Origin of the sequence: Sphingosinicella sp. BN140058, assembly GCF_004135585.1 — a bacterium.
In the GTDB taxonomy this organism is placed as follows: domain Bacteria; phylum Pseudomonadota; class Alphaproteobacteria; order Sphingomonadales; family Sphingomonadaceae; genus Allosphingosinicella.
The window spans coordinates 3,338,978-3,363,302 of record NZ_CP035501.1; the positions used below are offsets into that span (position 1 = coordinate 3,338,978).

The window sequence follows — 24,325 nt, forward strand, 5'->3', positions numbered from 1 at the left end:
CTCCCTTTTTATCCGGCTTTGCGCTGCGAGACGGCATCGCCGCCATGACCGAGTGCATCCGCGATCAGCGCCGCCTGCTCGGCGGCGTGGCGCTTGGCGAGACCCGTCGCCGGCGAGGCCGAGGCGGCGCGTCCCGCGTAACGGGCGCGCTTCGGCTTGACGCCGGCCTCGACCAGGCATTGCTCGATGAACGGCTCGACGAAGGTCCAATAGCCATTGTTCTTCGGCTCTTCCTGGGCCCAGACCACCTCTTCCAGATTGGTCATCGCCTTGAGGCGCTTGACCAGCGGCTCGGACGGGAAGGGGTAGATCTGCTCGACGCGGACAATCGACACATTGGTGTCGCCAGCCTTGTCGCGAGCTTCCATCAGCTCGTAGGCGACCTTGCCGGTGCACAGCACCAGCCGCTTGACGTTTTGTTCGCTCGGCCCATTCGGATCCGAGAGCAGGCGCCGGAAGTGGCTGTCGCCGGTGAAGTCCTCCGCGCTCGACACCGCCAGCTTGTGGCGGAGCAGCGACTTCGGGCTCATGATGATCAGCGGCTTTCGGAAATCGCGGTGCATCTGCCGGCGCAGGATGTGGAAATAATTGGCCGGCGTGGTGATGTTGGCGAACTGCATATTATCTTCGGCGCAGAGCTGCAGATAGCGCTCCGGCCGCGCCGAGCTGTGCTCGGGGCCCTGACCCTCATAGCCGTGGGGAAGCAACATCACGAGGCCGTTGGCGCGCAGCCACTTGGCCTCGCCGCTGGCGATGAACTGATCGATCATCACCTGGGCGCCGTTGGCGAAATCGCCGAACTGCGCCTCCCAAAGCACCAGAGTGTGTGGATCCGACAGCGCATAGCCATATTCGAAGCCGAGCACGCCATATTCGGACAGCGGACTGTCGCGAACCTCGAAGCGGCCGGATCCAACCTGGGTCAGCGGGACATATTTGTGGCCGTCCGTCTGATCGACCCAGACCGAATGGCGGTGGCTGAAGGTGCCGCGGCCGCTGTCCTGGCCGGACAGGCGAACCTGATAGCCTTCGCGGACCAGCGTGCCGAAGGCGAGCGCCTCGCCGGTCGCCCAGTCGAAGCCCTGGCCGGTCTCGAACATCTGGCGGCGGCCGTCGATGATCCGCTGCAGCGTCTTGTGAACGGTCAGACCTTCAGGAACGGTGGTCAGCACCTTGCCGACTTCGGCGACGACGTCCGCCTCGATCCCGGTCTCGGCGTTGCGGCGCTCCGTCTCGGGGCCTTCCGGTCGACCGATGCCGCTCCAGCGACCTTCGAACCAGTCGGCCTTGTTGGGCAGATAGGATTTCGCCGCCTCGAACTCGTTCTCAAGCACGCCGGTGAATTCCGCAACCCGGCCCTCCACCCACTTGTCGTCGATCACGCCCTCTGCGACCAGACGGGCGCCGTAGAGCTCCGAGACCGGCGGGTGCTTGCGGATCTCGGCATACATGAGCGGCTGGGTGAAGCTCGGTTCGTCGCCTTCATTGTGGCCGAACCGGCGATAGCACCACATGTCGATGACGATGTCGCGCTTGAACTCCTGGCGGTATTCGATCGCCAGCTTGCAGGCGAAGGTGACCGCCTCCGGATCGTCGCCATTGACGTGCAGGATCGGCGCTTGGACCATCTTGGCGACGTCCGACGGGTAGGGCGACGAACGCGCGAATTGCGGCGACGTGGTGAAGCCGACCTGGTTGTTGATGACGAAGTGGATGGTCCCGCCTGAACCGTAACCGGGGAGGCCCGAGAAAGCGAGGCACTCGGCGACGATGCCCTGGCCGGCGAAGGCGGCATCGCCGTGCAGCAGCACCGGCAGTACCTTGGTGCCCTCGTTGTCGCCGCGCGCCACCTGGCGGGCGCGCGCCTTGCCGAGCACGACCGGATTGACCGCTTCGAGGTGGCTTGGGTTGGGCAGCAGCGACATGTGGACGCGCACGCCCTCGAACTCGCGGTCGGACGAGGTGCCGAGATGATATTTGACGTCGCCCGATCCACCGACGTCGGCCGGATTGGACGCACCGCCGGCAAACTCGCTGAAGATGGCGCGATAAGGTTTGCCCATCACGTTCGAGAGGACGTTGAGGCGGCCGCGATGGGCCATGCCGACGACGATCTCCTCGACGCCGCGCTGGCCGCCATATTTGATCACCGCCTCGAGCGCCGGGATCATCGATTCGCCGCCATCGAGGCCGAAACGCTTGGTGCCGACATATTTCTTGGCGAGGAAGCGTTCCCACTGCTCGCCTTCGATCACCTTGGTGAGGATCGCCTGCTTGCCTTCCGGCGTGAAGCGGATCTCGGCGTCGCGGCCTTCCATCCGATCCTGAAGGAAGCGGCGTTCCTCCAGATCGTTGATGTGCATGTATTCCAAGCCGATCTTGCCGCAATAATTGGCGCGCAGGACATCGACCAGCTCGCGCACCGTGGCCCATTCGAGACCCAGGACGCCGCCGACGAAGACCTTGCGATCGAGTGCGGCGCCGGTGAAGCCGTGGAACTCCGGGGTGAGATCGGCGGGAAGATCACGCTGCGCGAGGCCCAGCGGATCGAGATCGGAGGCGAGGTGGCCCCGTACCCGGTAGGTGCGGATGAGCGTCATCGCCTGGATCGAGTCGCGCGCCGCCTGCTCGACCTCGGCATCGGATTTTCCGGCGGCGACAGCGGCGGCTTTCGCCTTCGATGCGACCTTCTCGATCGTCATCAAGGTTGGATCGAGCCCGGCATTGACCGGATCGAGATCCGTGACCGGCCAATTGTCGCGCGCCCAGCTGGGGCCTTGTTCCCGTTCGCCGCCGCCGAAATTATCCACGATTACCGCCTTCTTGAGAATGTCTCTTGGGGAACGCCCGTGCGCCCCGCTCTATCCCTCTTTAGACGCCAAGCAGCCCAACGAGGGTCTTTCCGAGCTCAGATGGGCTCGGCGAGACGCGAATTCCAGCCTCTTCCATGGCCGCGATCTTGTCCTCGGCGCCGCCCTTGCCGCCGGAAACGATCGCGCCGGCATGACCCATGCGGCGTCCCGGAGGGGCGGTGCGGCCGGCGATGAAGCCCACGGTCGGCTTGGAGCGGCCGCGCTTTGCCTCGTCCTTGAGGAATTGTGCCGCTTCCTCTTCGGCCGAGCCGCCGATCTCGCCGATCATGATGATCGACTGGGTCGCCTCGTCGGCAAGGAACAGCTCGAGTACGTCGATGAAATTGGTGCCGTTGACCGGATCGCCGCCGATTCCGACTGCGGTGGTCTGGCCGAGGCCGGCGTTCGACGTCTGGAAGACCGCCTCGTAGGTGAGGGTGCCGGAGCGGCTGACGACGCCGACCGAGCCCTTCTTGAAGATGTTGCCCGGCATGATGCCGATCTTGCACTCTCCCGGCGTCAGCACGCCCGGGCAGTTCGGGCCGATAAGCCGCGATGCTGAGCCGTCGAGGGCGCGCTTGACGCGGACCATGTCGAGCACCGGAATGCCTTCGGTGATGCAGACGATCAGCGGGATTTCGGCGTCGATCGCCTCCAGGATCGCGTCGGCGGCGCCTGCGGGCGGCACGTAGATCACGCTGGCGTCGGCACCGGTCTTCTCGCGCGCTTCGAGCACGGTGTCGAAGACGGGCAGGCCGAGATGGGTCTGGCCGCCCTTGCCGGGCGAGGTGCCGCCGACGACCTTGGTGCCGTAGGCGATCGCCTGTTCGGTGTGGAAGGTCCCCTGCTTGCCGGTGAAGCCCTGGGTGATGACCTTGGTATCAGCGTTGACGAGAATGGACATTAGTGTGCGGCTCCAACGAAGTCGGCCTTGAGAGAAATCGCGCCGTCCGGCGCGGGGACCGTCCCCAATGCCGAAGCAGCCGGGCGGGGTGACTCCGTGGAGCCCCGACCGGCTGCGACAGGCATGAGGGCAGAAAGGATCAACGCAGCGTCTCGTCGATGCCCTTGCAGGCTTCGAGCAGCTCCTTGACGGCGTCGACCGACACCTGGAAGTTCTGCTTCGCCTCGTCCTTGAGCTCGATCTCTACGATCCGCTCGACGCCGCCCGCACCGATCACCACCGGCACGCCGACATAGAGGCCGTCGACGCCATATTGGCCGGTGAGGTTGGCGGCCGCTGGGAGCACCCTTTTCTTGTCCTGGAGGAACGCTTCGGCCATCTCGAGCGCCGAAGTCGCCGGCGCATAATAAGCCGAGCCGGTCTTCAGCAGACCGACGATCTCGCCGCCGCCGGAGCGGGTGCGCTGGACGATCGCGTCAATCTTCTCCTGCGTCGACCAGCCCATCTTGATGAGGTCGGGGATCGGAATGCCGGCAACGGTCGAATATTCGACCACCGGCACCATCGTGTCGCCATGGCCGCCGAGCACGAAGGCGGTGACGTCCTGAACCGAAACCTTGAATTCGTCGGCGAGGAACGTGCGGAAGCGGGCCGAGTCGAGCACGCCGGCCATGCCGACCACGCGCTCGTGCGGCAGGCCCGAAAATTCGCGCAGCGCCCACACCATCGCGTCGAGCGGATTGGTGACGCAGATCACGAACGCGTCGGGGGCATTCGCCTTGATGCCCTCGCCGACCGCCTTCATCACCTTGAGGTTGATACCGAGCAGGTCGTCGCGGCTCATGCCCGGCTTGCGGGCAACGCCGGCGGTGACGATGCAGACGTCGGCGCCGGCAATGTCGGCATAGTCATTGGTGCCGCTGATCGCCGCATCGAAGCCTTCGACCGGGCCGGCCTGTGCGATATCGAGCGCCTTGCCCTGCGGGATTCCCTCGGCAACGTCGACGAGGACGATGTCGCCCATCTCACGAATGGCGGCGAGGTGAGCGAGGGTTCCGCCGATCATACCGGAACCGATCAGCGCGATTTTCTTACGAGCCATGCGACTCCCAATCCTTTCTAGTCAAAAGTCGGGATCCGGCTGCAGATCGCAGCCGCAAATGTGGCGCCCGCTTAGACCCGTGACGCGCGAGGGGCAACCGCCTCGCTGGGGAAAAATTGGATCCTCGGGATTCCCCCGGGAGACGCGGCGAACCCGAAATTCCGACGCGCTTCGGCGACGGGATCGACAGCATGGATCGGCTGACGTAGCTTCGTGCATTCTATTGGGTGCCGGGGGGACGTCCGATGTCAAACAGCCTTTTGTCCAATGCCGCTGCTGCCGTGCCGACTGGCGGTGACGGCGAGATGATCGCGGTCGCAACCGTGGTCGCCCTCATCCTCGTCGGCGGCCTGGTCGGGGGCTATGCGGCCTTCCTTGCCGAGGATCGCAAATCGTCGGAGCTTGGAGACTATGGCGGGCCGCGCAAATCGCGCTTCCTCGTGCTCGGGTTGGTCGCCTCCGCCTGCGTCCCCTTGTTCCTCAGCCTGGTTCGCAGCGACATCCTGGGCGTGATCTTCACCAACGCACGTGGCGAACGGCTCGAATCCTATCTCGTCTTCGTCGGGCTGTGCCTGATCGCCGCATTCTCCGCCCGTGCCTTCATCGGCTCGATCTCGCAGCGCATCCTTCAGCAGGTGGAGCAGGCCGGCGCACAGGCAGAGCAGGCAGCGCGAAAGGCCGAGGAGGCGCAGGAGACCGCCTTGGAAGTGGCCGACGAGCGCTCCGCTGAGCCTGCGCCGGCGCGCGAGCTGCCCGAGAGCGGGATCGTTTTCGAGAATGCGCCGGCCTTGGACGAGACCGAGCAACGCGCCTTGGAAGCGCTTACCAAGATGACGTTCCGCACCGCGACCGGGATCGCCGCCGACGTCGGCGTGCCGCGCAACCGGATCGGCGAGATTCTGGACACGATGGCGGCGAAAGGGCTAGTCGCCCCGACCCAGTCGCCGACCACCAAAGGCATGCGGTGGAAGATCACGGCGCGCGGGATTGGCGCGCTTCCACGTTAGCTTTCGCCGTGGCCGGCGGCGAGATAGTCCTCGCTCTGCATCTCCTCGAGACGGGAGGCGGTCCGTTCGAATTCGAACGCCCCGTCGCCGGCGACGTACAGATCGGCCGGGGCTGCGTCGGCGGCGGCGAGCAGCTTCACCTTATGCTCGTAGAGCGCGTCGATCAGCGTGACGAATCGTGCCGCTTCGTTTCGGTTCTCGGGACCCATCCTGGGAATGCCGACGACAATCACGGTGTGGAAGCGGCGGGCGATGGCGAGATAGTCGGCGGCACCGCGCGGTTCGCCGCACAGCCGCTTGAACGAGAAGACGGCAACGCCCTTCAGGCATTTGGGAACGTGCAGGCTGCGGCCGCCGCCGAGCGCCAGATCGGTCGAAGGAACATGCTCCCGGTCTTCGGGCGGATAATCGGTCATGCGGAAGAAGGCGGCGCTGAGCGCTTCGGTCGCTTCCTTGCCGTTGGGCACGTACCAGGTCGGGAAGCCGCCGAGCCGCTGGCGTCGATAGTCGGTGGGGCCGTTCAGCGAAACCACGTCGAGATCACGCTCGAGCAGATCGATGAAGGGCAGGAACAGTTCGCGATTGAGCCCGCCGAGATAGAGGTCGCGCGGTGGCCGGTTCGAAGTGGTGATCACCGTCACCCCCGCGGCGAGCAGTTGGGAGAACAGCCGCGACAGGATCATCGCATCGGCGCTGTTGTTGATCACCATCTCGTCGAAGGCGAGCAAGCGCGCTTCCTCGGCGATCGCCTGGGCGACCGGTGGGATCGGATCCCCTTCCTCCCGCTGCCGCGCTTCCCGCAGCCGCTCGTGCACCTCGAGCATGAATTCGTGGAAGTGGACCCGGCGCTTGCGCCGAACATCGATCGAGTCGAATGCGAGATCCATCAGCATCGATTTGCCGCGGCCGACACCGCCCCACAGGTAGACGCCGCGCGGCGCGGCCGGTCCCTTGCCGGCGAGGCGGGCGAACAGGCCGACCTTCGGTCGTCGCGAGAGTTCGCGCGCGACCCGGTCGAGGGTGGCGGCTGCGGTGCGCTGATCGCGATCCTCGCGAAGCTCGCCGGCGGCTATCAGCGCCTGATAGGCGGCAAGGACGCCGCTCATGCCTTGGCCTTGCGCAAGGTGCCCGAAAAGGCGGCGACGATGCCGCCTTCCTGCACGACGAGGCCCCGGAGAAAAACCAGCCGGCCGGTTTCGCGCAGCACCTCGATCTCGGCGTCGAGCGGCACGCCGAGGCGACCGGGGGCGAGGAACCGGGTTTCGCAATCGAGCGTCACCGCATAGGCGACGTCAGCGCCGGCGAGCGCGCCGCCGGCGAAGAAGGCCATGTCGATGAAGGTCATCACCGCGCCGCCGTGCATCACGTTCGAAAGGTTGCTCTGCGCATGCTGCGGAAACATCCGGACCCGGGCACGGCCGGGGCCATCGGCGCGCACCAGCAGCTTGCCGATCGCCTCGGCGAACCGCCCGTCCTCGGGCACGTCCCACGTGTGCCAGCCGGGATGATCCGGATCGGGCGCATGGCGGATGAGCGGGTGGATGGGCATTGGTTTCACTCGTCAACATCCCCCTCCCTGGAAGGGAGGGGCGAGGGGTGAGTAGCGGTGAGGCAGCTCGATGCTGCCGAAGCGCTGAGTGGCGCCCTAGCGGGCATCGAGCCCGCTCGGACGCGACCCACCCCCATACCCTTCCCTGAAAGGGAGGGGAGCTTATTCCGGAAAACTACACCGCGCGTTCGACGAGCATCTTCTTGGTTTCGGCGATCGCCTTGGCCGGGTTAAGCCCTTTCGGGCAGACGTTGGCGCAGTTCATGATCGTGTGGCAGCGGTAGAGGCGGAACGGATCCTCGAGTTCGTCGAGCCGCTCCCCGGTCATCTCGTCGCGACTGTCGGCGAGCCAGCGGAAGGCCTGAAGCAGGATGGCAGGGCCGAGGAAGCGATCCGAATTCCACCAATAACTCGGGCAGGACGAGGAGCAGCAGGCGCACAGGATGCATTCGTAGAGGCCGTCGAGCTTGGCGCGATCCTCCGGCGATTGCAGGCGCTCCTTGCCGGACGGATCGGGCGTCTTGGTCTTCAACCACGGCTCGATCGAGGCATATTGCGCGAAGAAGTGGGTGAAATCGGGGACGAGATCCTTGACCACGTCCATGTGGGGCAGCGGCGTGATCCGGACCTCGCCCTTGTAATCCTCGATCGCCGTTGTGCAGGCGAGGCCGTTGCGGCCGTTCATGTTCATCGAGCAGGAACCGCAAATGCCTTCGCGGCACGAGCGGCGGAAGGTCAGGGTCGGGTCGACCTCGTTCTTGATCTTGAGCAGGGCATCGAGCACCATCGGGCCGGTTTCGTCGAGATCGAGCTCGAACGTGTCGTAGCGCGGATTCTCGCCCGTCTCCGGATCGTAGCGGTAGATCTTGAACTTCTTGATGCGCTTGGCGCCGACGGGCGCGGCGTGGTTCTTGCCCCGCGACGAGATCCGGCTGTTCTTGGGAAGGGCGAATTCGGCCATGTCTGTCGATCCTTGATGCTCGCGGGGGGCGATAGCCAATCCGGCGCGCCGGCTCAACGCTCCAGGAGATGATGACGACGCAGGCTTTCGTACAGGATGGTCTCGATCAGTTGCGATTGGCTGAGGCCGGCGAGGGCAGCCGATCGGCCGTAGACCTTCTGCGACCACAGATTCGCCTGAAGGTTGACCTCCAGAAAGCGGACGACGCCGCGCTCGCGATCGAGCCGGAATTCGAATCGGCCATAATCGAATGGGCGGAATTCCTCCGCAATCGCACGGACATACGCGGTGATGATCGGGACCCATTCCGAATCGTCGAACGGCACCAGCCGATATTTTTGCGCGCGGTCGACGAGATCCCTTTTCTCGTAATAGGTGCGAAGGTGGGTCGGATCCGCCTGTTCGAACAGCATCATCGGCATGATCACGGGCTCGCCGTCGACGGTGATCACCGGCACTTCGACGTCGCTGCCGTCGAGGAACGGCTCGACGATGGCATCGTGACCTTCGCCGTGGATGCGGGCGACGGCCGCTGCGGCGCCGGACCAATCGTGCGCGTCCTGCACGCCCCAGCTCGCCGACGAGGCATTGGGTTTGACCACCAGCCGGCTGCCGTCGGGGCAGCGCGCCGGATCGACGGGGGCACCGCGCCGGTAGATCGCCCAGGCCGCGGTCGGCACCCCGCGCGCTCGCACCGCCAACTTGGTCAGGTGTTTGTCGTCGGCCAAGCCGCGCAGGATCGGCGATGCGCCGAGGAAAGGGAGGCCGGCGCGGGTGCACAGCAACGGCAGCATCATTTCGCTGTTGAGGAAGCCGCCCCGGTTGAGCAGCGGAAAGACGAAATCGACATCGGGCCGGTCGAACAGAGCATCGTAGCGATCGGCGAGACTGAGGTTGAGACCGAGCCCGGTCAAAATTTCGCGCGTTTCCAGATGATAGAGAGCGTGATTGCCGTCGTCGGGGTGCAGTCCGCCGTCCCAGAGCGCATGCTTGGCGATGAACAGGATGCGCAGCCGCTCCTTCGCCTCCTGCGGAATGGCACGGGGTTCGATCGGCTGGGGCACAAGCAGAGCACCTTTGGCAAGGAAGCCGTTGTGGGGCGACGGCTCATAGGCCGAGCGTGCGGCGACGCCAAGCGGATCGGGGGAGCGACGTTCGCAGAGGCTGCTATAGCGCCCGCATGACTCGGCTCGTCCTCTTCTTCCTGCTGCTCCTCGCCACTTTGGCGTGGCCGGCGGAGGCGCAGATGCTCGCACCCGGGCAAAGAGCGGTCTCGACCCGCTTGATCGCCGAGCATGACGCGCCTGTCGCCGGCGGTCGTGTGACGGTCGCGCTGGTGATGACGCCGCGGCCGGGCTGGCATGGCTATTGGAAGAATCCGGGTGATGCGGGCGTCGAAACCCGGATCGCCTGGCAGCTGCCGAGCGGAGTCGTGGCGGGCGCGGTTCACTATCCGGTGCCGCAGCGTCTGATCGTGGCCGGGCTGATGAACTATGTCTATGAAGGCGAACATGCGCTGCTGATCGATTTCACGGTGCCGGCCGGGCGGGCGCCCGGGACCGTGCTGCCGATCCGCGGCAAGGCCGATTATCTCGTCTGCACCGACGAGATCTGCGTGCCCGAGAGTGCCGACTTGTCGCTCGACCTCCGCGTCGGCCGTGCCGCTGCCTCCAATCCCATATTCGATCGGTGGCGCGAAGCTTTGCCGAAGCCTCTCGGCAGCGCCGCGGCCTTTGCCCGGGACGGCAATCGGTTGCGCATCGGCATTCCGCTGCCCGCCGCGATCGGGGTGGAGGATCCCTATTTTTTTCCGCTCACCGATGGCGCGTTGGCGTATTCCGCGCCGCAGGCGGTCTCCCGCGCCGGCGACATGCTGATCGTCGACACCAAAGCGGGCGATCTTGCTCCGACTGCGCTTCAGGGCGTGCTCAGCTTAGGCGGCGGGCAGGGGCTGCTCGTCGACGGGCGGCCGGGCACGGTTCCGGCGTCCGGCATCCCGATCGAAGCGGCCGGGCCGGCGGCCGCGCCGGCCGGGACGCGCGCTATTCTGCTTGCGCTCGGAGGGGCGTTGCTGGGCGGATTGCTGCTCAACGTCATGCCCTGCGTGTTCCCTATTCTCAGCCTGAAGGCGCTGAGTCTCGCCCGCGCCGGCGGAGAGGAACGGGCGGTCCGTCGAGAGGCGGTCGCATACGCGCTCGGCGTAATCGGCATCTGCGTCGGCCTCGGCGCGGTCTTGCTCGGTTTGCGCGCGGGCGGCACCGCGATCGGGTGGGCCTTCCAGCTCCAGGATCCGCGCGTGATCCTGTTGCTGCTGCTGCTGGTGCTCGCGATCGCACTCAATCTTGCCGGGCTGTTCGAATTGCCCTCGGTCTCCGCCGGATCGGGGCTGGCCGACCGCGGCGGCGTTGCCGGGGCTTTCTGGACCGGTGCGCTGGCGGCGTTCGTTGCGACTCCGTGCACCGGCCCGTTCATGGGCGCTGCACTCGGTGCCGCTCTCGTCCTGCCGCATGCGGCCGCGCTCGCGATCTTTGCCGGTCTCGGCCTCGGCCTCGCGCTGCCGTTCCTGTTGCTCGGCTTCGTTCCTGCGCTGCGCCGTCGCTTGCCGCGCCCGGGGCCCTGGATGGGCCGTATGCGCCGCATCCTGTCGGTGCCGATGTTCCTGACCGCGCTTGGCCTTGCGTGGATCCTCGAACGGCAGACCGGCACGCACGGAGTCCTTATCGGGGTCGCAGCGGCGTCGATCACCGCCGCACTCTTATGGTGGGCGGGCCGGCGGCGTCGCTGGGCCGCGCTGGCTCCGGCGCTGCTTTCGGTGCTTGCGGCAATCATCTTGCTGCCCGAAGCGGCGAATCCGGTGGAGGCCCGCGGCGGTGGCCTGCTCCGCGCCGAGCCGTTCAGCGAGGCGCGGCTGGCTGCCCTTCGCGCCGAGGGGAGGCCGGTGTTCGTCTACTTCACCGCGGACTGGTGCGTCACCTGCAAGGTCAACGAGCAGGCGGTGTTGAACAGGCAGGAGGTCGCCGACGCTCTGGTCCGCGGCAAGGTCGCGGTGCTCGTCGGCGACTGGACTCGCGGCGACGCGGAGATCGGCCGCTTCCTGGAGAAGAATGGACGCTCCGGCGTGCCGCTCTATCTCCATTATGCGCCGGGCAAGGCGCCTCAGGCGCTGCCGCAGATCCTCACCGTTGGAACCGTCACGCGACTGGTTGCCTGATCCTCATTGCGGCCAGGCACGGGTGCCTGCAACCCAGGTTTCGATCACCTTGGTGTCGCGTATCTGCTCCGGTGCGGCATTGGCGAAGATATCGCGGTCGATCAGCACGAAGTCCGCGAACTTGCCTTTCTCCAGGCTGCCGATTCGATCCTCGGCAAAGCCGGCATAAGCGGCGCCCTGCGTAAAGGCGCGCAACGCCTGCTCCAGGCTCAAACGCTGCTCCGGCATCCAGCCGCCTGGCGGCTGTCCCTGCGCGTCCTGACGGCTGATCGCCACGGCAAGGCCGTGAAAGGGATTGGGGCTTTCGACCGGGAAATCGGATCCGAAGGCGAGCGGCACATTGTTGGCGAGCATCGTCTTCCACGCATACGCGCCGCCGAGCCGATCCATTCCGAGGCGGGCTTCCGCCATCCGCCAGTCGGAAGCTTCGTGCACGGGCTGCATCGAAGCGATCGTGCCGAACCTGGCGAAGCGGGGCAGATCGACCGGATCGATGATCTGGGCATGTTCGATGCGCCAGCGGCGATCACCCTTGTAGGTCTCCCCGAGCTCCTCGATCGCCCCGAGCAATTGCGCGTTCGCGGCATCGCCGATCGCGTGAACCGCGACCTGGAAATTGTCCATCGCCGCACGGCTCATCAGGTTGCGGAGCTCGGCATCGCTGAGGAAGGTGAGTCCGCGCTCCTTGGGAGAATCCTTGTAAGGCTGCTTTAGCCAGGCGCCGCGGGAGCCGAGCGCGCCGTCGCTGTAGAGCTTGACGCCGCCCATCCGCAGCCGCCCGTCGTACAGCCAGGGTGTCGGGCCGGTGCCGGCAATTGCGAGCAGGGCATCAATGCCGCCCGCATACGACATGATCCTGACCTTCAGTCGGCCGGCGTCTCCGGCGCGGCGCATCGTCAGCCAGTCCTCCGGGCTGGTACCCATGTCGGCGCTGGCGGTGAGACCGTTGGCGAGCATCAGTTCCTGGGCCTTGGCGAAGGCGCGGTCGCGCACCAGCGGAACTGGCGCAGGCACGATCCTGTCGATGAGCCCGGTGGCGGCATCGACGAAGATCCCGTTCGGCTGGGTGCCCGTCTTCTCGATCTTGCCGCCGGCGGGGGCGGCTGTCTTGGCGGTGATCCCCGCCTCCTTCATCGCCAGGCTGTTCGCCCAGCCGGCATGACCATCGACCCGCTCCAGCCAGACCGGACGACCGGGCACGATCGAGTCGATGTCGGCCGCCGTCGGAAAGCGGCCGAGGCCCCATTTCTCCTGGTTCCAGCCGCGGCCGACGATCCATCGCGGGCTCGGGTTGGCGGCGGCGTAGGCGGCGATCTTCGCCTGCGCTTCCTGCAGCGAAGCGGTGTCGGAAAGATCGAGCTGGAGAGCGCCGAGGCCGAGCCCCATGACATGGCCATGGCCATCGATCAGGCCGGGAATCAGGGTCTTGCCCTTGCCGTCGAAGCGGAAACGGGTTCGATCCGGCTTCTTGTCGCCGCGCTCGTAGAGTCGCTCGACCTTGCCGTCGTCGCCGACCAGCATCGCCGCGAAGCGAACCAGGCGACCTTCGGCGGTGAGCGTATAGCCGTTGACGTTGTCGACAAGGACGTCGGCCGAAGCCGTGGAGGCGCAGAGCAGGACAGCGATCGCCGCCAGGATCTTCTTCATCTATCGGCCTTTTCGGCAAGGGGACGGCGGCCGGCATAAGCGGTAGCGGCCGAACGCGCCAGATGGCGAGGCGAGACGAAGGGAATCGCGAAACCCACCCCCAAGACATTGGGTGGAACGCATGTTAGAGCCGCGCGCGATGGCCAGTCCCGCTTCCCGCTCCACCCCGATCGTCACCCTCGAAGAGATCCAGGCTGCCGCGCGCCGGATCGAAGGGGCGGTGATGCATACGCCGACTTTGCTCAGCCGTACCTTGAGCCAGGTGACCGGCGCGACCGTCTACGTAAAATTCGAAAATCTCCAGTTCACCGCCGCCTACAAGGAGCGCGGCGCACTCAACAAATTGCTGCTGATGGATGAGGGCACGCGCTCGCGCGGCGTGATCGCGGCGTCGGCGGGCAACCATGCCCAGGCGGTCGCCTATCACGGCCGCCGGCTCGGCGTACCGGTCACGATCGTGATGCCGACCGCGACTCCGAGCATCAAGGTCATGCAGACCGAAGGCCACGGCGCGCACATCGTTCTCCATGGCGACAGCTTCGACGACGCCAATGCGGAGGCCCGGCGTCTGGAAGCCGAACGGGGCCTGACCTTCCTGCATCCCTTCGACGATCCGGACGTCATCGCTGGACAGGGCACCGTCGCGCTGGAAATGCTCGCCGACGCGCCCGAGATCGAGACTCTGGTCGTGCCGATCGGCGGCGGCGGCCTGCTCTCCGGCGTCGGCACGGCGACCCGGGCGCTCCGGCCGGACATCGAGATCGTCGGCGTCCAGGCGCATTTCTATCCCAGCATGTATTGCCGCATCGGCGGCCACGATCTGCCGTCGGCAGGCACGACGATCGCCGAAGGGATCGCGGTCAAGCAGCCCGGGGAGACCACGGCGGCGATCATCCGGGAGGTCGTCGACGACATCCTGCTCGTGCCCGAGCGCGACATCGAGACTGCGGTCAGCCTCTACCTCCAGATCGAGAAAACGGTAGCCGAAGGCGCAGGCGCGACGCCGCTCGGCGCATTGCTCAGTCACCCCGAGCGTTTCACGGGCAAGACGGTCGGCCTGATCCTGAGCGGCGGCAATATCGATACGCGCCTGCTCGCCACCGTGCTGCTGCGCGATCTCGCCCGCTCGGGCCGGATGGCGCGCCTGCGCATCCAGCTGCAGGACGTTCCCGGTGCGCTGTTCGCCGTGGTCCGCTTGTTCGACAAGCACCGTGTCAACATCATCGAAGTCTATCATCAGCGCGTCTTCACCAGCCTGCCGGCCAAGGACACGTCGATCGAAGTGGAATGCGAGGCGCGCGATCCCGAGCAGCTGCAGGCGCTGGTCGACGGGCTTGGTCAGGCAGGGTTCAACGTTCAGCCGGTAGGGATCGAGTAGAAGATCGTCCCGTGCTGGAACGGCTTGCCCGAAGCAGTGTTTTCCGAGTGCGTCGATCTTCCCAAACGCGCCTGGACGCCGCATAACCGACCCAGCATCCAGGCCCTTTCACATGCGGAGCCACGTTGAGCGCACCGTTCCGATTTCCCCGATTCTTCGTCACCAGCCCTGCCCCTTGCCCGTATCTTCCGGGAAAGACCGAGCGAAAGGTGTTCACGGAACTGGCGGGGCACCATGCGGGCGAGCTGAACGACGCGCTCGGCCGGATCGGCTTCCGGCGCAGCCAGGCCGTTGCCTATCGTCCGAGCTGCCTCGATTGCAGCGCCTGCGTCTCTGTCCGCGTGGTGACCGGCGAATTTCAGCCGAACGGAACGCAGAAGCGGATGCTGAAGCGGCATTCCGATCTGGAGGTGACGGCCTGCAAGCCGTGGGCGACCGAGGAGCAATATGAGCTGCTCCGCCGCTATCTGAAGCGGCGCCATCCCGATGGCGGAATGGTCGGCATGGACGAGAGCGACTTCGCCGACATGATCGAGCAGAGCCCGGTCAAGACCTATGTCATCGAATATCGGGAGCCTGCGGTCGACGGCAAGCAGGGCCGCCTGGTCGGCGCGTGCCTGACCGATCAGCAGGGCGACGGGCTGTCGATGATCTACAGCTTCTTCGAGCCGGACGATGCCGGCCGCCCGGGGCTCGGCACCTATATCATCCTCGATCATATCGTTCGGGCCGGGCGCGCCGGTCTGCCGTACGTCTATCTGGGTTATTGGGTGGAGAGCTCGCGCCGGATGGCGTATAAGAGCCGCTTCCGTCCGCTCGAGAAATTGGGTCCGAACGGCTGGGCCCGCTTCGAGCCTGAGGAGCCCGAGCTGCCGCTGGTCCAGAAGGCGCGGATTCAGTCGTAAGCCGGCTCAGCGTCCAAACCGTAAGAGCGAACCGGAACACTGCTGAGATCGATGGCGGACAGCGGCTGATCTTTCCTTGGTTCCCGCTGGGCGGCCTTTTGCTATACGGCCGCCGCATGTCCAGTACCGCCCTTGTATCGCTTCTCTGAATTGCGGCCCCGATCATGACGTTGCGTTCAGATGACGACACGAATGAGGGACGCAGCGCGCCTGCCGCTCCGACGACCTCCCGAACGCCCGTGATCGAAGTCGCGCTGGCCACCTGGCAGGGCGAGCGCTTCCTTGCGGAACAGCTCGATTCCCTGTTCGCGCAGACCGACCAGAATTTCACTCTGCTCGTGGCCGACGACGGCTCGCGCGACGCGACGGTGGCGATTCTCGAAGACTATTCCGCCCGTTATCCGAACCGCATCCGGGTGGTGGAACGCGCGAAACAGAGTTCGGGCGCGCTCGGCAACTTCGCCAGGCTGATCGATCGGGCGTCTGCCGACTATCTGATGTTCTGCGACCATGACGACATTTGGTTGCCCAACAAGATTGCGCTCACCCGTCAGCGGATGTCGGAACTGGAAGATCTCCACGGCAAGGCGACGCCGCTCCTCGTCCACACCGACCTCGCCGTTGTCGACGAGCACCTTCAGGTGATCGGTCCGTCCTTCTTCCGATACTCCAGGATCGATCCATCGCGAAACGGCGTGGTCGGATTGCTCACCGCCAATGTCGCCACAGGATGCACGATCCTTGCGAACCGCGCACTTTACGAGAAGGCGCGTCCGATCGCGCCAGAAGCGATGATGCACGATCATTGGCTTGCGCTCGTCGCCGCGAACTTCGGCGTGATTTCGTGGGTCGACGAGCCCACGATCCTCTATCGCCAGCATGGCCGGAATGCGATCGGGGCAAAGAGCGGCGGAACCGCGTCGCTGATCCACCGCGTGACCCAGACTTTGTTCAGTGACGATCGGGAGCGGGTGATGCGCCGCTATTCCGGGCAGGCGGCGGCGTTTCTGGCTCGCTATGGAGACGAGATGACGCCAGCGGCACGTCGCGCCACGGAAGCGCTCGCCACGATCTGGTCCACCAGTCGGTGGCGCCGCTTCGGCCGCCTGCGGCGCAATGGACTCGGCCTTTCCGGTTTCGTCCGCAACGCCGCGCTGTTCGTCGTCGTCACGCGGTCGAAGGGCGATCGCGGCTACGCCTGATCGGGGTAATCGGGGCTGTCGGCAGGGTTCTTGGCAAGCCCCGGACCCCAGTGCACTATCCGTAGGCGAGGGAGTGCACGATTCGAGCCTCCGGGTTCGTGGGGAGGATCAGGTCGGGTGATGAACGTGTTACGTGGCCGATCACGGGCGGGCGCCTGAGCCATGCCGTGGATCCGCGCGATCGTGCCGCTTTCCATCGCGTGCGCCGCAGTCGCGGCATCGCCCCTGGCCGCGCAGCTGCGCCCGGTGCCGGGACCGGGCGACCCGCACATCCAGTTCGTCGATTACGTGTCCGACCAGGTCATCGTGCTTGAGGCGACTCCGGGCTATCAGATGATGATCGAACTCGCGCCGGACGAGCGGGTCGAGAATGTCGCGGTGGGCGACAGCGCCGCCTGGCAGGTGAGCGCCAATCGCAACGGTAATGCCCTCTTCGTCAAGGCGCTCACCGGCGGCGTGTCGACGAACATGACGGCGATCACCAATGTGCGGGTCTACAGCTTCGAGCTGTCGCCGGTGACCACCACCGGCAACCTCGCTTACACCATTCGCTTCCGGTATCCGCAGACCGGGGCCGAGAGCGAGGCGCGCAACGCCGAAGGGGAGGGACGATACCGGCTCCGCGGCAAGAAGGCGCTGCTGCCGAGCGAGATGAGCGACGACGGCGTCCTGACCTATATAAGATGGCCGCGCGAACGGTCGCTCCCGGCCGTCTACGCGGTGAGCGACACCGGCAAGGAGATGCTGGTCAACGGCATGATGCGCGAAGACGACGTGTTCGTGATCGATGGCGTATCAGGCAAACTCGTCTTCCGCATCGACAAGGAGGTCGCCACCGCAACCCGTCAGCGGATGGCGAAATAGCGGCGAAGCTCATGGCCGCGAGAGCGGTCGCCGTTCACGTCAGCGGCGTCGACGCGATCATCGTCAGCGACTCGGCGACCAGGGGATCACGCCTCCCACGGCGATTGGCAGCGACGGCAAGGCTGCGCACATCCTCCCATCCGGGCGGGTCCGCCTCGTCATTGGGATCCGTGCCGCTTGCGATCGCCTGGCTCTGGCGAAAGTAGAACAGGGCGGCCTCTTCGGCAGGCAACAATTCGATGCGCTGGAAGCCAAGCTCGCCAAGCAGCGCGGCGAGGCGCGGCGCATCGAAGAGCGCAAGATGGCGAGGAGGCTCCAGTCCACGCCATCGTGGGCCGAAGCGCCGGAGCCCGATCGCCCCCAGATTGGGGAGCGATATCCAGAGTCTGCCACCGGGGACGAGCAATGCTCGAGCCTCTCGGAGTGCCGCGACCGGATCATGGAAATGCTCGAGGACGTGATTCATGAACACATGGTCGAAGCTTGCGGGTTGAACACCGCTTCCGGGAAGGCTCGCGCAGCGGACGTCGTGGCCGCGCGCGCGCGCCACCGCGACGGCTTCGGGATCCGGATCCAGTCCGCATGCGCGGTAGCCAAGATCCTCGGCGACCGCGAGGAAATCACCATTGCCGCAGCCGACGTCGAGGATCGTGCACACGGGGCGCGGTGGGCTCGGCAAGTGGCGGATCATGAAGTCGAGATTTTTCACCGCGCCACGGCGGAGGCGCCAGGTCAGCGCACCCAGCAGCGAAGCATCGGCGAAGCTGTAGCCGTAGCGGGCGTTGAGATAACCGCGTCGGATTGCTCCCCGCCAGCCGTCATCACGCCAGCGCAGCGGCGGTCCCGAACTGGCATGCGTATAGTAAAGGGCGTACGCCTCTCCGATCGACGCCTCGGTCGGCCGTGGATCCAGATAAAGGATGCCGCACCCGCATGACCAGAAATCCCAGTTGCCGGGCGTTCCGAAAACGCCGTCGGCGACTCCGTCGAAGCGGAGCGTACGGTCGGTGCTGCCGCAAACCGGGCAGCGGCCAAGAGATTCGAGCTCCATCAGGTCTCGGCCGGCAGCGGGGGCAGGTTCCAGAGGCCGCGCCGTTCGTTGATGACCCGCTCGACGTAAATGGAACCATGTTTGGCATCGATCGCAGGCGAGGCCTGGAGATCCCAGTCCGCTCCGGAATAATAACGATCGAGATAGGCCTGAAAGAGCGGCCGCAACTCCGCAACGTCTTCCGGCGTGAACCAGTTGCGCCAGGCTCCATAGCCTTTGGTGCGAACCACCCGCTGCAGCGAGTCCGGCACCTTGGCTGCGCCGCCGAGCGACAGACCGAGCATTTCCTCGAGCGGTCCGAATTGCGAGTCGACGAGTTGCTCGTAGCGAAACACCGGCAGGTGCGGGCGTTCGTCGTGGAAGCGGAGCGGCAGCGTGACGCCGCGGTGGTGGTAGCGATCCATCCAGGAGGATTGCGCCCCTGCAGCCTCCTCGAGCGCGTCGAAGGTGCGAAGCAGGCGCAGCATCGTCACGGCGCCTGGGTTCGCTTCCTTCCGTCTCACCAGATCCAGGAAATCGGCGGCGGCCGACGCATCCCGTACGAAGCTCGCATTATAGGTCTTGTAGAGCAAGGCGCTGACCAAGCGATCGCGAGGATCGCGAACGAGCAGGATCTGTCGATCGAAATCGTCGAAATCGCCGAGACGAACGGGTCGCCAGTCCCAGGGCAGCAATTTGGCCAGAACATCAGGCGCGAAGTGCCCGCGGCGCGCAGCACGCAGCCGCTCCAGCAAACGCTCCCGCCGAGTGTAGGTCGACGGTTCGAACAGCGATATCGTGCCGGCCGGAAGCGAATTCCGGATCTTGTAGAACAGGGCCGAGGTGCCGCTCTTGGCCAGCCCGTAGATCACAATCTTCACGACAACTCCCGCGCCGAGCGCTTCAACCTCGCCCTCTACTGGCATCGCCAGCGAGGCGGAGGCGGCTTGTCCGTCGGATCGGCAGCGATTGCAAGGCAGCGATAGCCAGGTTAGACAATGGAATGATGAACATCGACCGGCTCGTCATACCGCTCGCGGCGGCTGTTCTTCTGGGTTGCCTTCCTGTGCGCGCGCTTGCACAGGGCGACGGCCTCGCTCCCGCTGTGGTCCGCAAGCCCTCATCGCAGCGAGATCCAGTGCCACCCGCGCAAGTGACGCCCGTGCCGAACGGGTCCGCCGCCCCTCAAACGAGTGCTCCGCCAAGCCCGTGCGGCACTGCTTCCGCGGCGGCGTGCCGTGCCGACACGAAGGGGAGCGGCGGCAATCCGGAGCAGTTGTTCGCATTGCTTGCTGCAGCCAATGCGGAATCGGGGGGCGACCAGGCTCTCGATCGAGGATTGATGACGACGATGAGCCGCTTGATGGCCGCCGGCCGCTGCCCGGACGCAGCGCTGCTCGCGACCCGCAGCGACCGGGCTGCACTCGCCGCACGCGCCCAGACGATCTGCCAGCGGCAGTAACCTCCTGCCGTCCTGACGGCTTCGGCCGTTGATTTGCGGAACTGCGTCGGTAGCTCCACCAGAGTCGTCAAGGCGCGGGCTAAGGCACTGCGATTTTGTCCGGCCCTGTCCGGACTGTGTCCGAGACTGGCGGAATTTAACGCGTGCACAAGCCAGGCTGCGCGGCTAGTGGCGGTGACGGCGCGATTGGGGGGACACTTTCGCAGCCATTTTATGGACATGATGTACGCCCGCAAAAGCCAGCCGGCACGTCGTGCGCAGGAGGCGATCTCCGCCACGAACACCGTCTTCCCCGTTCGGCATGCGCCAACGGCACGGCTCCAGGTCGCGGTGCATGCAAGGGGGGAATTGAAGAGATGAAGAAGTTCGTGCTCAAGGGCACCGCCGCCGCTTTGGTGACGCTGGCGCTCGCCGGTCCGTCGCTCGCCCAGGATACGCCGATTACGGGAAATCTCGTTATGACTCCCGTCGGCGCGCTCGTCCGTTCCGACATCAAGCTGACCAACAATAGCGGCGGCTTTCGAATCATCGCCGCGCCGGATCTGAATGCGATCCACGAGGGCGCTGCGATCCAGTTCTTCGGCAGCAACCACGCCACCCGGCCGGGCTATTTCTTCCTCGATTCCGGATCGCACAACAATGCCGCCATCGTCATGCGAACGGCGCCGACCGGCGTCGCGGCAATTGAGCGCTTCCGGATCACGGCCACCGGCGACATCGGCATCGGCGTCGAGGTGCCGACCCAGAAGCTGGATGTTGCCGGCAGCATCAAGCTCACCGGCGCCGGCACCGGCATCCGCTTCAACGACGGAACCGTCCTGACCAGCGCCGGCAGTCTCGGCGGCTCGCTTGGCGGCAACAACAATTGGACGGGCACCAACACGTTCAGCAATCTGTCGGCAGGCGGTAACCGCGTCACCAGCATCGGCAATCCCGTTGCCGCCACCGACGCGGTCAACAAGGCCTATGCCGACGCCAATTTCATCAAGTTCGTGCCCGGCGCCGAGCAGCTTTCGGTCGGCGATGCCAACGGCACCGCGCCGATGATCAACCTGCGCGGCGGCTCGACCTGCTGTTCGGGCCCGGGCGGCCACACCCCGGCCTGGTTCAAGGTGTTCCAGAACGGCAGTTTCGTCGCCACCGGCAATCTCGGCATCGGCGTGTCGCCGATGCAGGGCAAGGGCTACCGGACGTCGTGGGATTCCTACAAGGGTGCCTTCCGCTCCGGCTATGCGGACAATGAATGGGACGACGCGACCGTTGGCTTCTTCTCCTGGGCCGGAGGATCGAACTCGACCGCGGAAGGGCTGTACGCCTTGGCCTTCGGCGACACCAATCAGGCACGCAGCACGTCGAGTATCGTTTTCGGCAGCGGGAACGAGGTGAAGGGCGCGGCTGGCTTTTCGGCGGGCGCGGGCAATCGGGTTTGCGATACTTACGGAGTCGCGTTCGGCAACAAGGCCCTTTCCGGCAGCCCCATCCTGGCCGACGGCAAGTGCGATCCCGATACGTTCAACATCCGCGGCCTAGCCGCGGTGGCGATCGGATACAACGTGACGGCCAGTCAGGACCATACCACTGCCATGGGCAAGTTCGCGTCCAACAATGGCTTCAGCGGTACCTTCATCTGGTCCGATGGTTCGGCGACGCAGTCGGCCGACACGTTCCGGAATACCGCCAACAACGAGTTCGCGGCACGGGCGACGGGCGGCTTCCGGTTCCGCACCAATCTCGGCGGCACCACCGGCTGCAACCTGCCGGCCGGCTCGGGCGTGTTCAACTGCACGTCGAGCCGCACCACCAAGCAAAATTTCGTCGGGGTGGACGGTGCGGACATCCTCGCCAAGGTACGCACGATGGCACTTTCCACCTGGAATTATACCAGCGAAGGCCCGGGCGTGCGGCACATCGGGCCGATGGCGGAGGATTTCTACGCCGCCTTCGGCCTTGGCACCGGCAGCACCTCGATCGGCGTCCAGGATCTGGCGAGCGTCAGCCTAGCCGCGGTTCAGGCACTGGAGACGCGGACCGCCGAGCTTCAGCGCAAGACCGCAGAAATCGACGCGCTGCGCAGCGAAGTCTCGGCCCTGCGTGCCGCCAACGCAGCGCTCGATCAGCGTCTCTCCGCCATCGAGGCGGGCCTCGCCAAGTAACGTATCGGCGACACAACAGCGCGCGCGGGTCGTCCCGCGCGCGCTGAAAGAGAAACCGGCGCCCGCTTTCGCGACCGCCGGTTCTGCCCCACGCCGGCGTGCCGGCGTTCTAACCCTATCAGGAATCGCTTACGCGACCTGCGCCTGTTCGAGATCCTCCGGATCGCGCAGCACGTAGCCGCGACCCCAGACCGTCTCGATGTAATTCTCGCCGCCGCAGGCGAGGGAGAGCTTCTTGCGAAGCTTGCAGATGAAGACGTCGATGATCTTCAGCTCCGGCTCGTCCATGCCGCCGTAAAGGTGGTTGAGGAACATCTCCTTGGTGAGCGTCGTGCCCTTGCGAAGCGAGAGCAGCTCAAGCATCGCATATTCCTTGCCGGTCAGATGCACGCGGGCGCTGTCGACTTCGACGGTCTTGGCATCGAGGTTGACAGCGAGCTTGCCGGTGCGAATGACCGACTGGCTGTGCCCCTTCGAACGGCGCACGACGGCGTGGATGCGGGCAACCAGCTCGTCGCGGTGGAACGGCTTGGTCACGTAATCGTCGGCGCCGAAGCCGAGCGCACGGACCTTGGAGTCCATCTCGCTGATGCCGGACAGGATCAGCACGGGCGTGCCGACCTTCGCCATCCGCAGCTTCTTCAGCACGTCATATCCATGCATGTCGGGAAGGTTCAGGTCGAGCAGGATGATGTCGTAATCATACAGCTTGCCGAGGTCCAAACCCTCTTCGCCAAGATCTGTCGTATAGACGTTGAAGCCTTCGGCGCCGAGCATCAGTTCGATGCTCTTCGCAGTGGTCGGCTCGTCTTCGATCAGCAGCACTCGCATTGCTCAGCCCCTCTGGCTCGAAAAAACCGGCCGTCGTGACGTGCCGCTCCTTCGCGCTTAAACATTAACTATGCCAGGTATGAACGCAAAAGGTTAATTCGAGATTAAGCCGGGATTACCGACAACTAACCTATTCGTTGCGCGTCTGCCACAGTCGTGGCACGGCGTCCCGCATGTGGGAAGAGCGGGTCCTTTTCGTCGATGCCGAGGCGTTGGTGATCGACAAGCCGGCCGGGCTAGCGGTCCATCCGGGCCCGAAGACACGCGAGAGCCTGGAACGCTACCTGCGCGATCTCCGCTTCGGCTTCCAGCGTCCGCCTTCGCCGGTGCATCGGCTCGACCGCGACACCAGCGGCTGCCTGCTGTTGTCGCGAAACCCCAAGGCGCACAAGCGCTTCGCGCTCGCCTTCGAGGAAAATCGAGTCACCAAGACCTATCTTGCGGTGGTCGGCGGCGTTCCGGAGGCCGAGGAGGGCAGGATCGATCTGCCCCTGGCCAAGGTGTCGTCGGCGGAAGCGGGCTGGCGGATGGTGCCCGATGCCGGCGGCAAGTCGGCGGTGACCCGGTGGCGCCGACTCGCGATCGTCGACGGCCACGCCTTGTTGCTGTTCATGCCTGAGACCGGCCGTACCCATCAGCTGCGCGTCCATGCGTCCGAGGGGCTCGGCCTCGCCATTGCCGGCGACCCGGTCTACGGCACCGGCCGCGGACCGATGCTGCTCCATGCCTTGAGCCTCAAGGTCGATCGCACCGGCCGCGCGCCGATCGAGGCGACGGCGCCGCTGCCTCCGACCTTCCTGCAGGTGGGCTTCACCGGCGATCTTCTCGATGCCCCCGCCTGATCCGTATCCGCTTCCGGAAGAGGCGCTGGAGGAAACGTTCATCGCCGCGAGCGGCCCCGGCGGCCAGAACGTCAACAAGGTCGCGACGGCAGTGCAACTGCGCTGCGACGTGTTCAAGCTCGGCCTTGCGCCCTACGCCTATCACCGCCTGAAGGAGCTTGCCGGCAGCCGGATGACCAATGACGGCGAAATCGTCATCACCGCCCGCAGCTACCGGACCCAGGACGCCAATCGCGAGGATGCGCGGGCGCGACTGGCGGATCTGATCGCCAAGGCCCACATCCGCCAGGCGAAGCGGATCAAGACCAAGGTCTCGCGCGCCGCCAAGGCGAAGCGAGTCGACGGCAAGAAGCAGCGCGGCGCGGTCAAACAGGGACGCGGCAAGGTGTCGTTCGACTGACCGGCACCTGCCATGGCGAGGACAA

Annotated in this window: 20 protein-coding genes; 9 read left to right on the forward strand and 11 right to left on the reverse strand. The window is 65.6% G+C overall.

What is annotated here, in order from left to right:
* Positions 1–8: 8 nt before the first annotated feature.
* From ETR14_RS14965 to mdh, 3 genes are all read right to left on the reverse strand, one after another.
* The gene (locus ETR14_RS14965; RefSeq protein WP_243455527.1) at positions 9–2,810 is read right to left on the reverse strand and encodes a 2-oxoglutarate dehydrogenase E1 component; all 2,802 of its coding nucleotides are present in this window, start codon (positions 2,808–2,810) and stop codon (positions 9–11) included.
* Between the two features lie 61 nt (positions 2,811–2,871).
* The gene (gene sucD, locus ETR14_RS14970; RefSeq protein ID WP_129385817.1) at positions 2,872–3,756 is read right to left on the reverse strand and encodes a succinate--CoA ligase subunit alpha; all 885 of its coding nucleotides are present in this window, start codon (positions 3,754–3,756) and stop codon (positions 2,872–2,874) included.
* Positions 3,757–3,895: 139 nt separating this feature from the next.
* On the reverse strand, positions 3,896–4,858 hold the full coding sequence (gene mdh, locus ETR14_RS14975) for a malate dehydrogenase (RefSeq protein WP_129385819.1): 963 nt from the start codon (positions 4,856–4,858) through the stop codon (positions 3,896–3,898).
* A 245-nt stretch (positions 4,859–5,103) separates the two neighbouring features.
* Between mdh and ETR14_RS14980 the strand changes: the two genes are divergently transcribed.
* Positions 5,104–5,865 (forward strand): YEATS-associated helix-containing protein, encoded by a 762-nt coding sequence (locus ETR14_RS14980; protein WP_129385821.1) that lies wholly within the window; start codon positions 5,104–5,106, stop codon positions 5,863–5,865.
* Here ETR14_RS14980 and zapE read toward each other — a convergent pair.
* The 4 genes from zapE to ETR14_RS15000 form a co-directional block, all read right to left on the reverse strand.
* Positions 5,862–6,971 (reverse strand): cell division protein ZapE, encoded by a 1,110-nt coding sequence (zapE, locus tag ETR14_RS14985; RefSeq protein WP_129385823.1) that lies wholly within the window; start codon positions 6,969–6,971, stop codon positions 5,862–5,864. The genes ETR14_RS14980 and zapE overlap by 4 nt on opposite strands.
* Positions 6,968–7,414 (reverse strand): PaaI family thioesterase, encoded by a 447-nt coding sequence (locus tag ETR14_RS14990; protein ID WP_129385824.1) that lies wholly within the window; start codon positions 7,412–7,414, stop codon positions 6,968–6,970. Before ETR14_RS14990 ends, zapE begins: the two co-directional genes overlap by 4 nt.
* 175 nt (positions 7,415–7,589) lie before the next feature.
* On the reverse strand, positions 7,590–8,375 hold the full coding sequence (locus ETR14_RS14995; protein ID WP_129385826.1) for a succinate dehydrogenase iron-sulfur subunit: 786 nt from the start codon (positions 8,373–8,375) through the stop codon (positions 7,590–7,592).
* A 53-nt stretch (positions 8,376–8,428) separates the two neighbouring features.
* Complete coding sequence (locus ETR14_RS15000; RefSeq protein ID WP_129385828.1) at positions 8,429–9,439, reverse strand: phosphoribosylglycinamide synthetase; 1,011 nt, start codon at positions 9,437–9,439, stop codon at positions 8,429–8,431.
* A gap of 116 nt (positions 9,440–9,555) precedes the next feature.
* Between ETR14_RS15000 and ETR14_RS15005 the strand changes: the two genes are divergently transcribed.
* Positions 9,556–11,586, forward strand: a complete 2,031-nt coding sequence (locus ETR14_RS15005) for a protein-disulfide reductase DsbD (protein ID WP_129385830.1) — start codon at positions 9,556–9,558, stop codon at positions 11,584–11,586.
* A 3-nt stretch (positions 11,587–11,589) separates the two neighbouring features.
* Here the strand turns inward: ETR14_RS15005 and ETR14_RS15010 are convergent, their stop codons facing one another.
* Positions 11,590–13,233, reverse strand: a complete 1,644-nt coding sequence (locus tag ETR14_RS15010) for an amidohydrolase (RefSeq protein WP_129385832.1) — start codon at positions 13,231–13,233, stop codon at positions 11,590–11,592.
* 121 nt (positions 13,234–13,354) lie between these two features.
* On the opposite strand from ETR14_RS15010, the gene ETR14_RS15015 reads away from it, so the two are divergent.
* The 4 genes from ETR14_RS15015 to ETR14_RS15030 all read left to right on the forward strand — a co-directional run bounded on the left by ETR14_RS15015 (position 13,355) and on the right by ETR14_RS15030 (position 17,582).
* Positions 13,355–14,611, forward strand: coding sequence for a threonine ammonia-lyase (locus tag ETR14_RS15015; protein WP_243455528.1), 1,257 nt, complete (start codon positions 13,355–13,357; stop codon positions 14,609–14,611).
* A gap of 125 nt (positions 14,612–14,736) precedes the next feature.
* A complete protein-coding gene (locus ETR14_RS15020; RefSeq protein ID WP_129385834.1) occupies positions 14,737–15,516 on the forward strand; it encodes an arginyltransferase in 780 nt (259 codons plus the stop codon).
* Between the two features lie 164 nt (positions 15,517–15,680).
* Positions 15,681–16,718 (forward strand): glycosyltransferase family 2 protein, encoded by a 1,038-nt coding sequence (locus tag ETR14_RS15025; RefSeq protein WP_129385836.1) that lies wholly within the window; start codon positions 15,681–15,683, stop codon positions 16,716–16,718.
* Positions 16,719–16,880: 162 nt separating this feature from the next.
* Positions 16,881–17,582, forward strand: coding sequence for a TrbG/VirB9 family P-type conjugative transfer protein (locus ETR14_RS15030; RefSeq protein WP_129385838.1), 702 nt, complete (start codon positions 16,881–16,883; stop codon positions 17,580–17,582).
* Between the two features lie 34 nt (positions 17,583–17,616).
* Here the strand turns inward: ETR14_RS15030 and ETR14_RS15035 are convergent, their stop codons facing one another.
* Both ETR14_RS15035 and ETR14_RS15040 read right to left on the reverse strand, forming a co-directional pair.
* Complete coding sequence (locus tag ETR14_RS15035) at positions 17,617–18,633, reverse strand: bifunctional 2-polyprenyl-6-hydroxyphenol methylase/3-demethylubiquinol 3-O-methyltransferase UbiG (protein WP_129385840.1); 1,017 nt, start codon at positions 18,631–18,633, stop codon at positions 17,617–17,619.
* Positions 18,633–19,493: a hypothetical protein gene (locus ETR14_RS15040; RefSeq protein WP_129385842.1), complete on the reverse strand. Its 861-nt coding sequence runs from the start codon at positions 19,491–19,493 to the stop codon at positions 18,633–18,635. Before ETR14_RS15040 ends, ETR14_RS15035 begins: the two co-directional genes overlap by 1 nt.
* 937 nt (positions 19,494–20,430) lie before the next feature.
* On the opposite strand from ETR14_RS15040, the gene ETR14_RS15045 reads away from it, so the two are divergent.
* Positions 20,431–22,227, forward strand: a complete 1,797-nt coding sequence (locus ETR14_RS15045) for a tail fiber domain-containing protein (RefSeq protein WP_129385844.1) — start codon at positions 20,431–20,433, stop codon at positions 22,225–22,227.
* A gap of 129 nt (positions 22,228–22,356) precedes the next feature.
* Here ETR14_RS15045 and ctrA read toward each other — a convergent pair whose 3' ends face one another.
* Positions 22,357–23,058: a response regulator transcription factor CtrA gene (gene ctrA, locus ETR14_RS15050; protein ID WP_129385846.1), complete on the reverse strand. Its 702-nt coding sequence runs from the start codon at positions 23,056–23,058 to the stop codon at positions 22,357–22,359.
* A gap of 173 nt (positions 23,059–23,231) precedes the next feature.
* On the opposite strand from ctrA, the gene ETR14_RS15055 reads away from it, so the two are divergent.
* Positions 23,232–23,900 (forward strand): RluA family pseudouridine synthase, encoded by a 669-nt coding sequence (locus tag ETR14_RS15055; RefSeq protein WP_129385848.1) that lies wholly within the window; start codon positions 23,232–23,234, stop codon positions 23,898–23,900.
* Entirely contained in the window at positions 23,887–24,300 is a 414-nt protein-coding gene (arfB, locus tag ETR14_RS15060) for an alternative ribosome rescue aminoacyl-tRNA hydrolase ArfB (RefSeq protein ID WP_129385850.1), read from the forward strand. The genes ETR14_RS15055 and arfB overlap by 14 nt, the downstream gene beginning before the upstream one ends.
* Positions 24,301–24,325: the final 25 nt, after the last annotated feature.

Excerpts from the sequence above, each read along its gene's own strand:
- sucD (WP_129385817.1), bottom strand. The coding sequence starts at position 3,756 with ATGTCCATTCTCGTCAACGCTGATACCAAGGTCATCACCCAGGGCTTC.
- mdh (WP_129385819.1), bottom strand. The coding sequence starts at position 4,858 with ATGGCTCGTAAGAAAATCGCGCTGATCGGTTCCGGTATGATCGGCGGA.
- ETR14_RS14980 (WP_129385821.1), top strand. The coding sequence starts at position 5,104 with ATGTCAAACAGCCTTTTGTCCAATGCCGCTGCTGCCGTGCCGACTGGC.
- zapE (WP_129385823.1), bottom strand. The coding sequence starts at position 6,971 with ATGAGCGGCGTCCTTGCCGCCTATCAGGCGCTGATAGCCGCCGGCGAG.
- ETR14_RS14990 (WP_129385824.1), bottom strand. The coding sequence starts at position 7,414 with ATGCCCATCCACCCGCTCATCCGCCATGCGCCCGATCCGGATCATCCC.
- ETR14_RS14995 (WP_129385826.1), bottom strand. The coding sequence starts at position 8,375 with ATGGCCGAATTCGCCCTTCCCAAGAACAGCCGGATCTCGTCGCGGGGC.
- ETR14_RS15005 (WP_129385830.1), top strand. The coding sequence starts at position 9,556 with ATGACTCGGCTCGTCCTCTTCTTCCTGCTGCTCCTCGCCACTTTGGCG.
- ETR14_RS15010 (WP_129385832.1), bottom strand. The coding sequence starts at position 13,233 with ATGAAGAAGATCCTGGCGGCGATCGCTGTCCTGCTCTGCGCCTCCACG.
- ETR14_RS15015 (WP_243455528.1), top strand. The coding sequence starts at position 13,355 with ATGTTAGAGCCGCGCGCGATGGCCAGTCCCGCTTCCCGCTCCACCCCG.
- ETR14_RS15025 (WP_129385836.1), top strand. The coding sequence starts at position 15,681 with ATGACGTTGCGTTCAGATGACGACACGAATGAGGGACGCAGCGCGCCT.
- ETR14_RS15030 (WP_129385838.1), top strand. The coding sequence starts at position 16,881 with ATGCCGTGGATCCGCGCGATCGTGCCGCTTTCCATCGCGTGCGCCGCA.
- ETR14_RS15035 (WP_129385840.1), bottom strand. The coding sequence starts at position 18,633 with ATGGAGCTCGAATCTCTTGGCCGCTGCCCGGTTTGCGGCAGCACCGAC.
- ETR14_RS15045 (WP_129385844.1), top strand. The coding sequence starts at position 20,431 with ATGAAGAAGTTCGTGCTCAAGGGCACCGCCGCCGCTTTGGTGACGCTG.
- ctrA (WP_129385846.1), bottom strand. The coding sequence starts at position 23,058 with ATGCGAGTGCTGCTGATCGAAGACGAGCCGACCACTGCGAAGAGCATC.
- ETR14_RS15055 (WP_129385848.1), top strand. The coding sequence starts at position 23,232 with ATGTGGGAAGAGCGGGTCCTTTTCGTCGATGCCGAGGCGTTGGTGATC.
- arfB (WP_129385850.1), top strand. The coding sequence starts at position 23,887 with ATGCCCCCGCCTGATCCGTATCCGCTTCCGGAAGAGGCGCTGGAGGAA.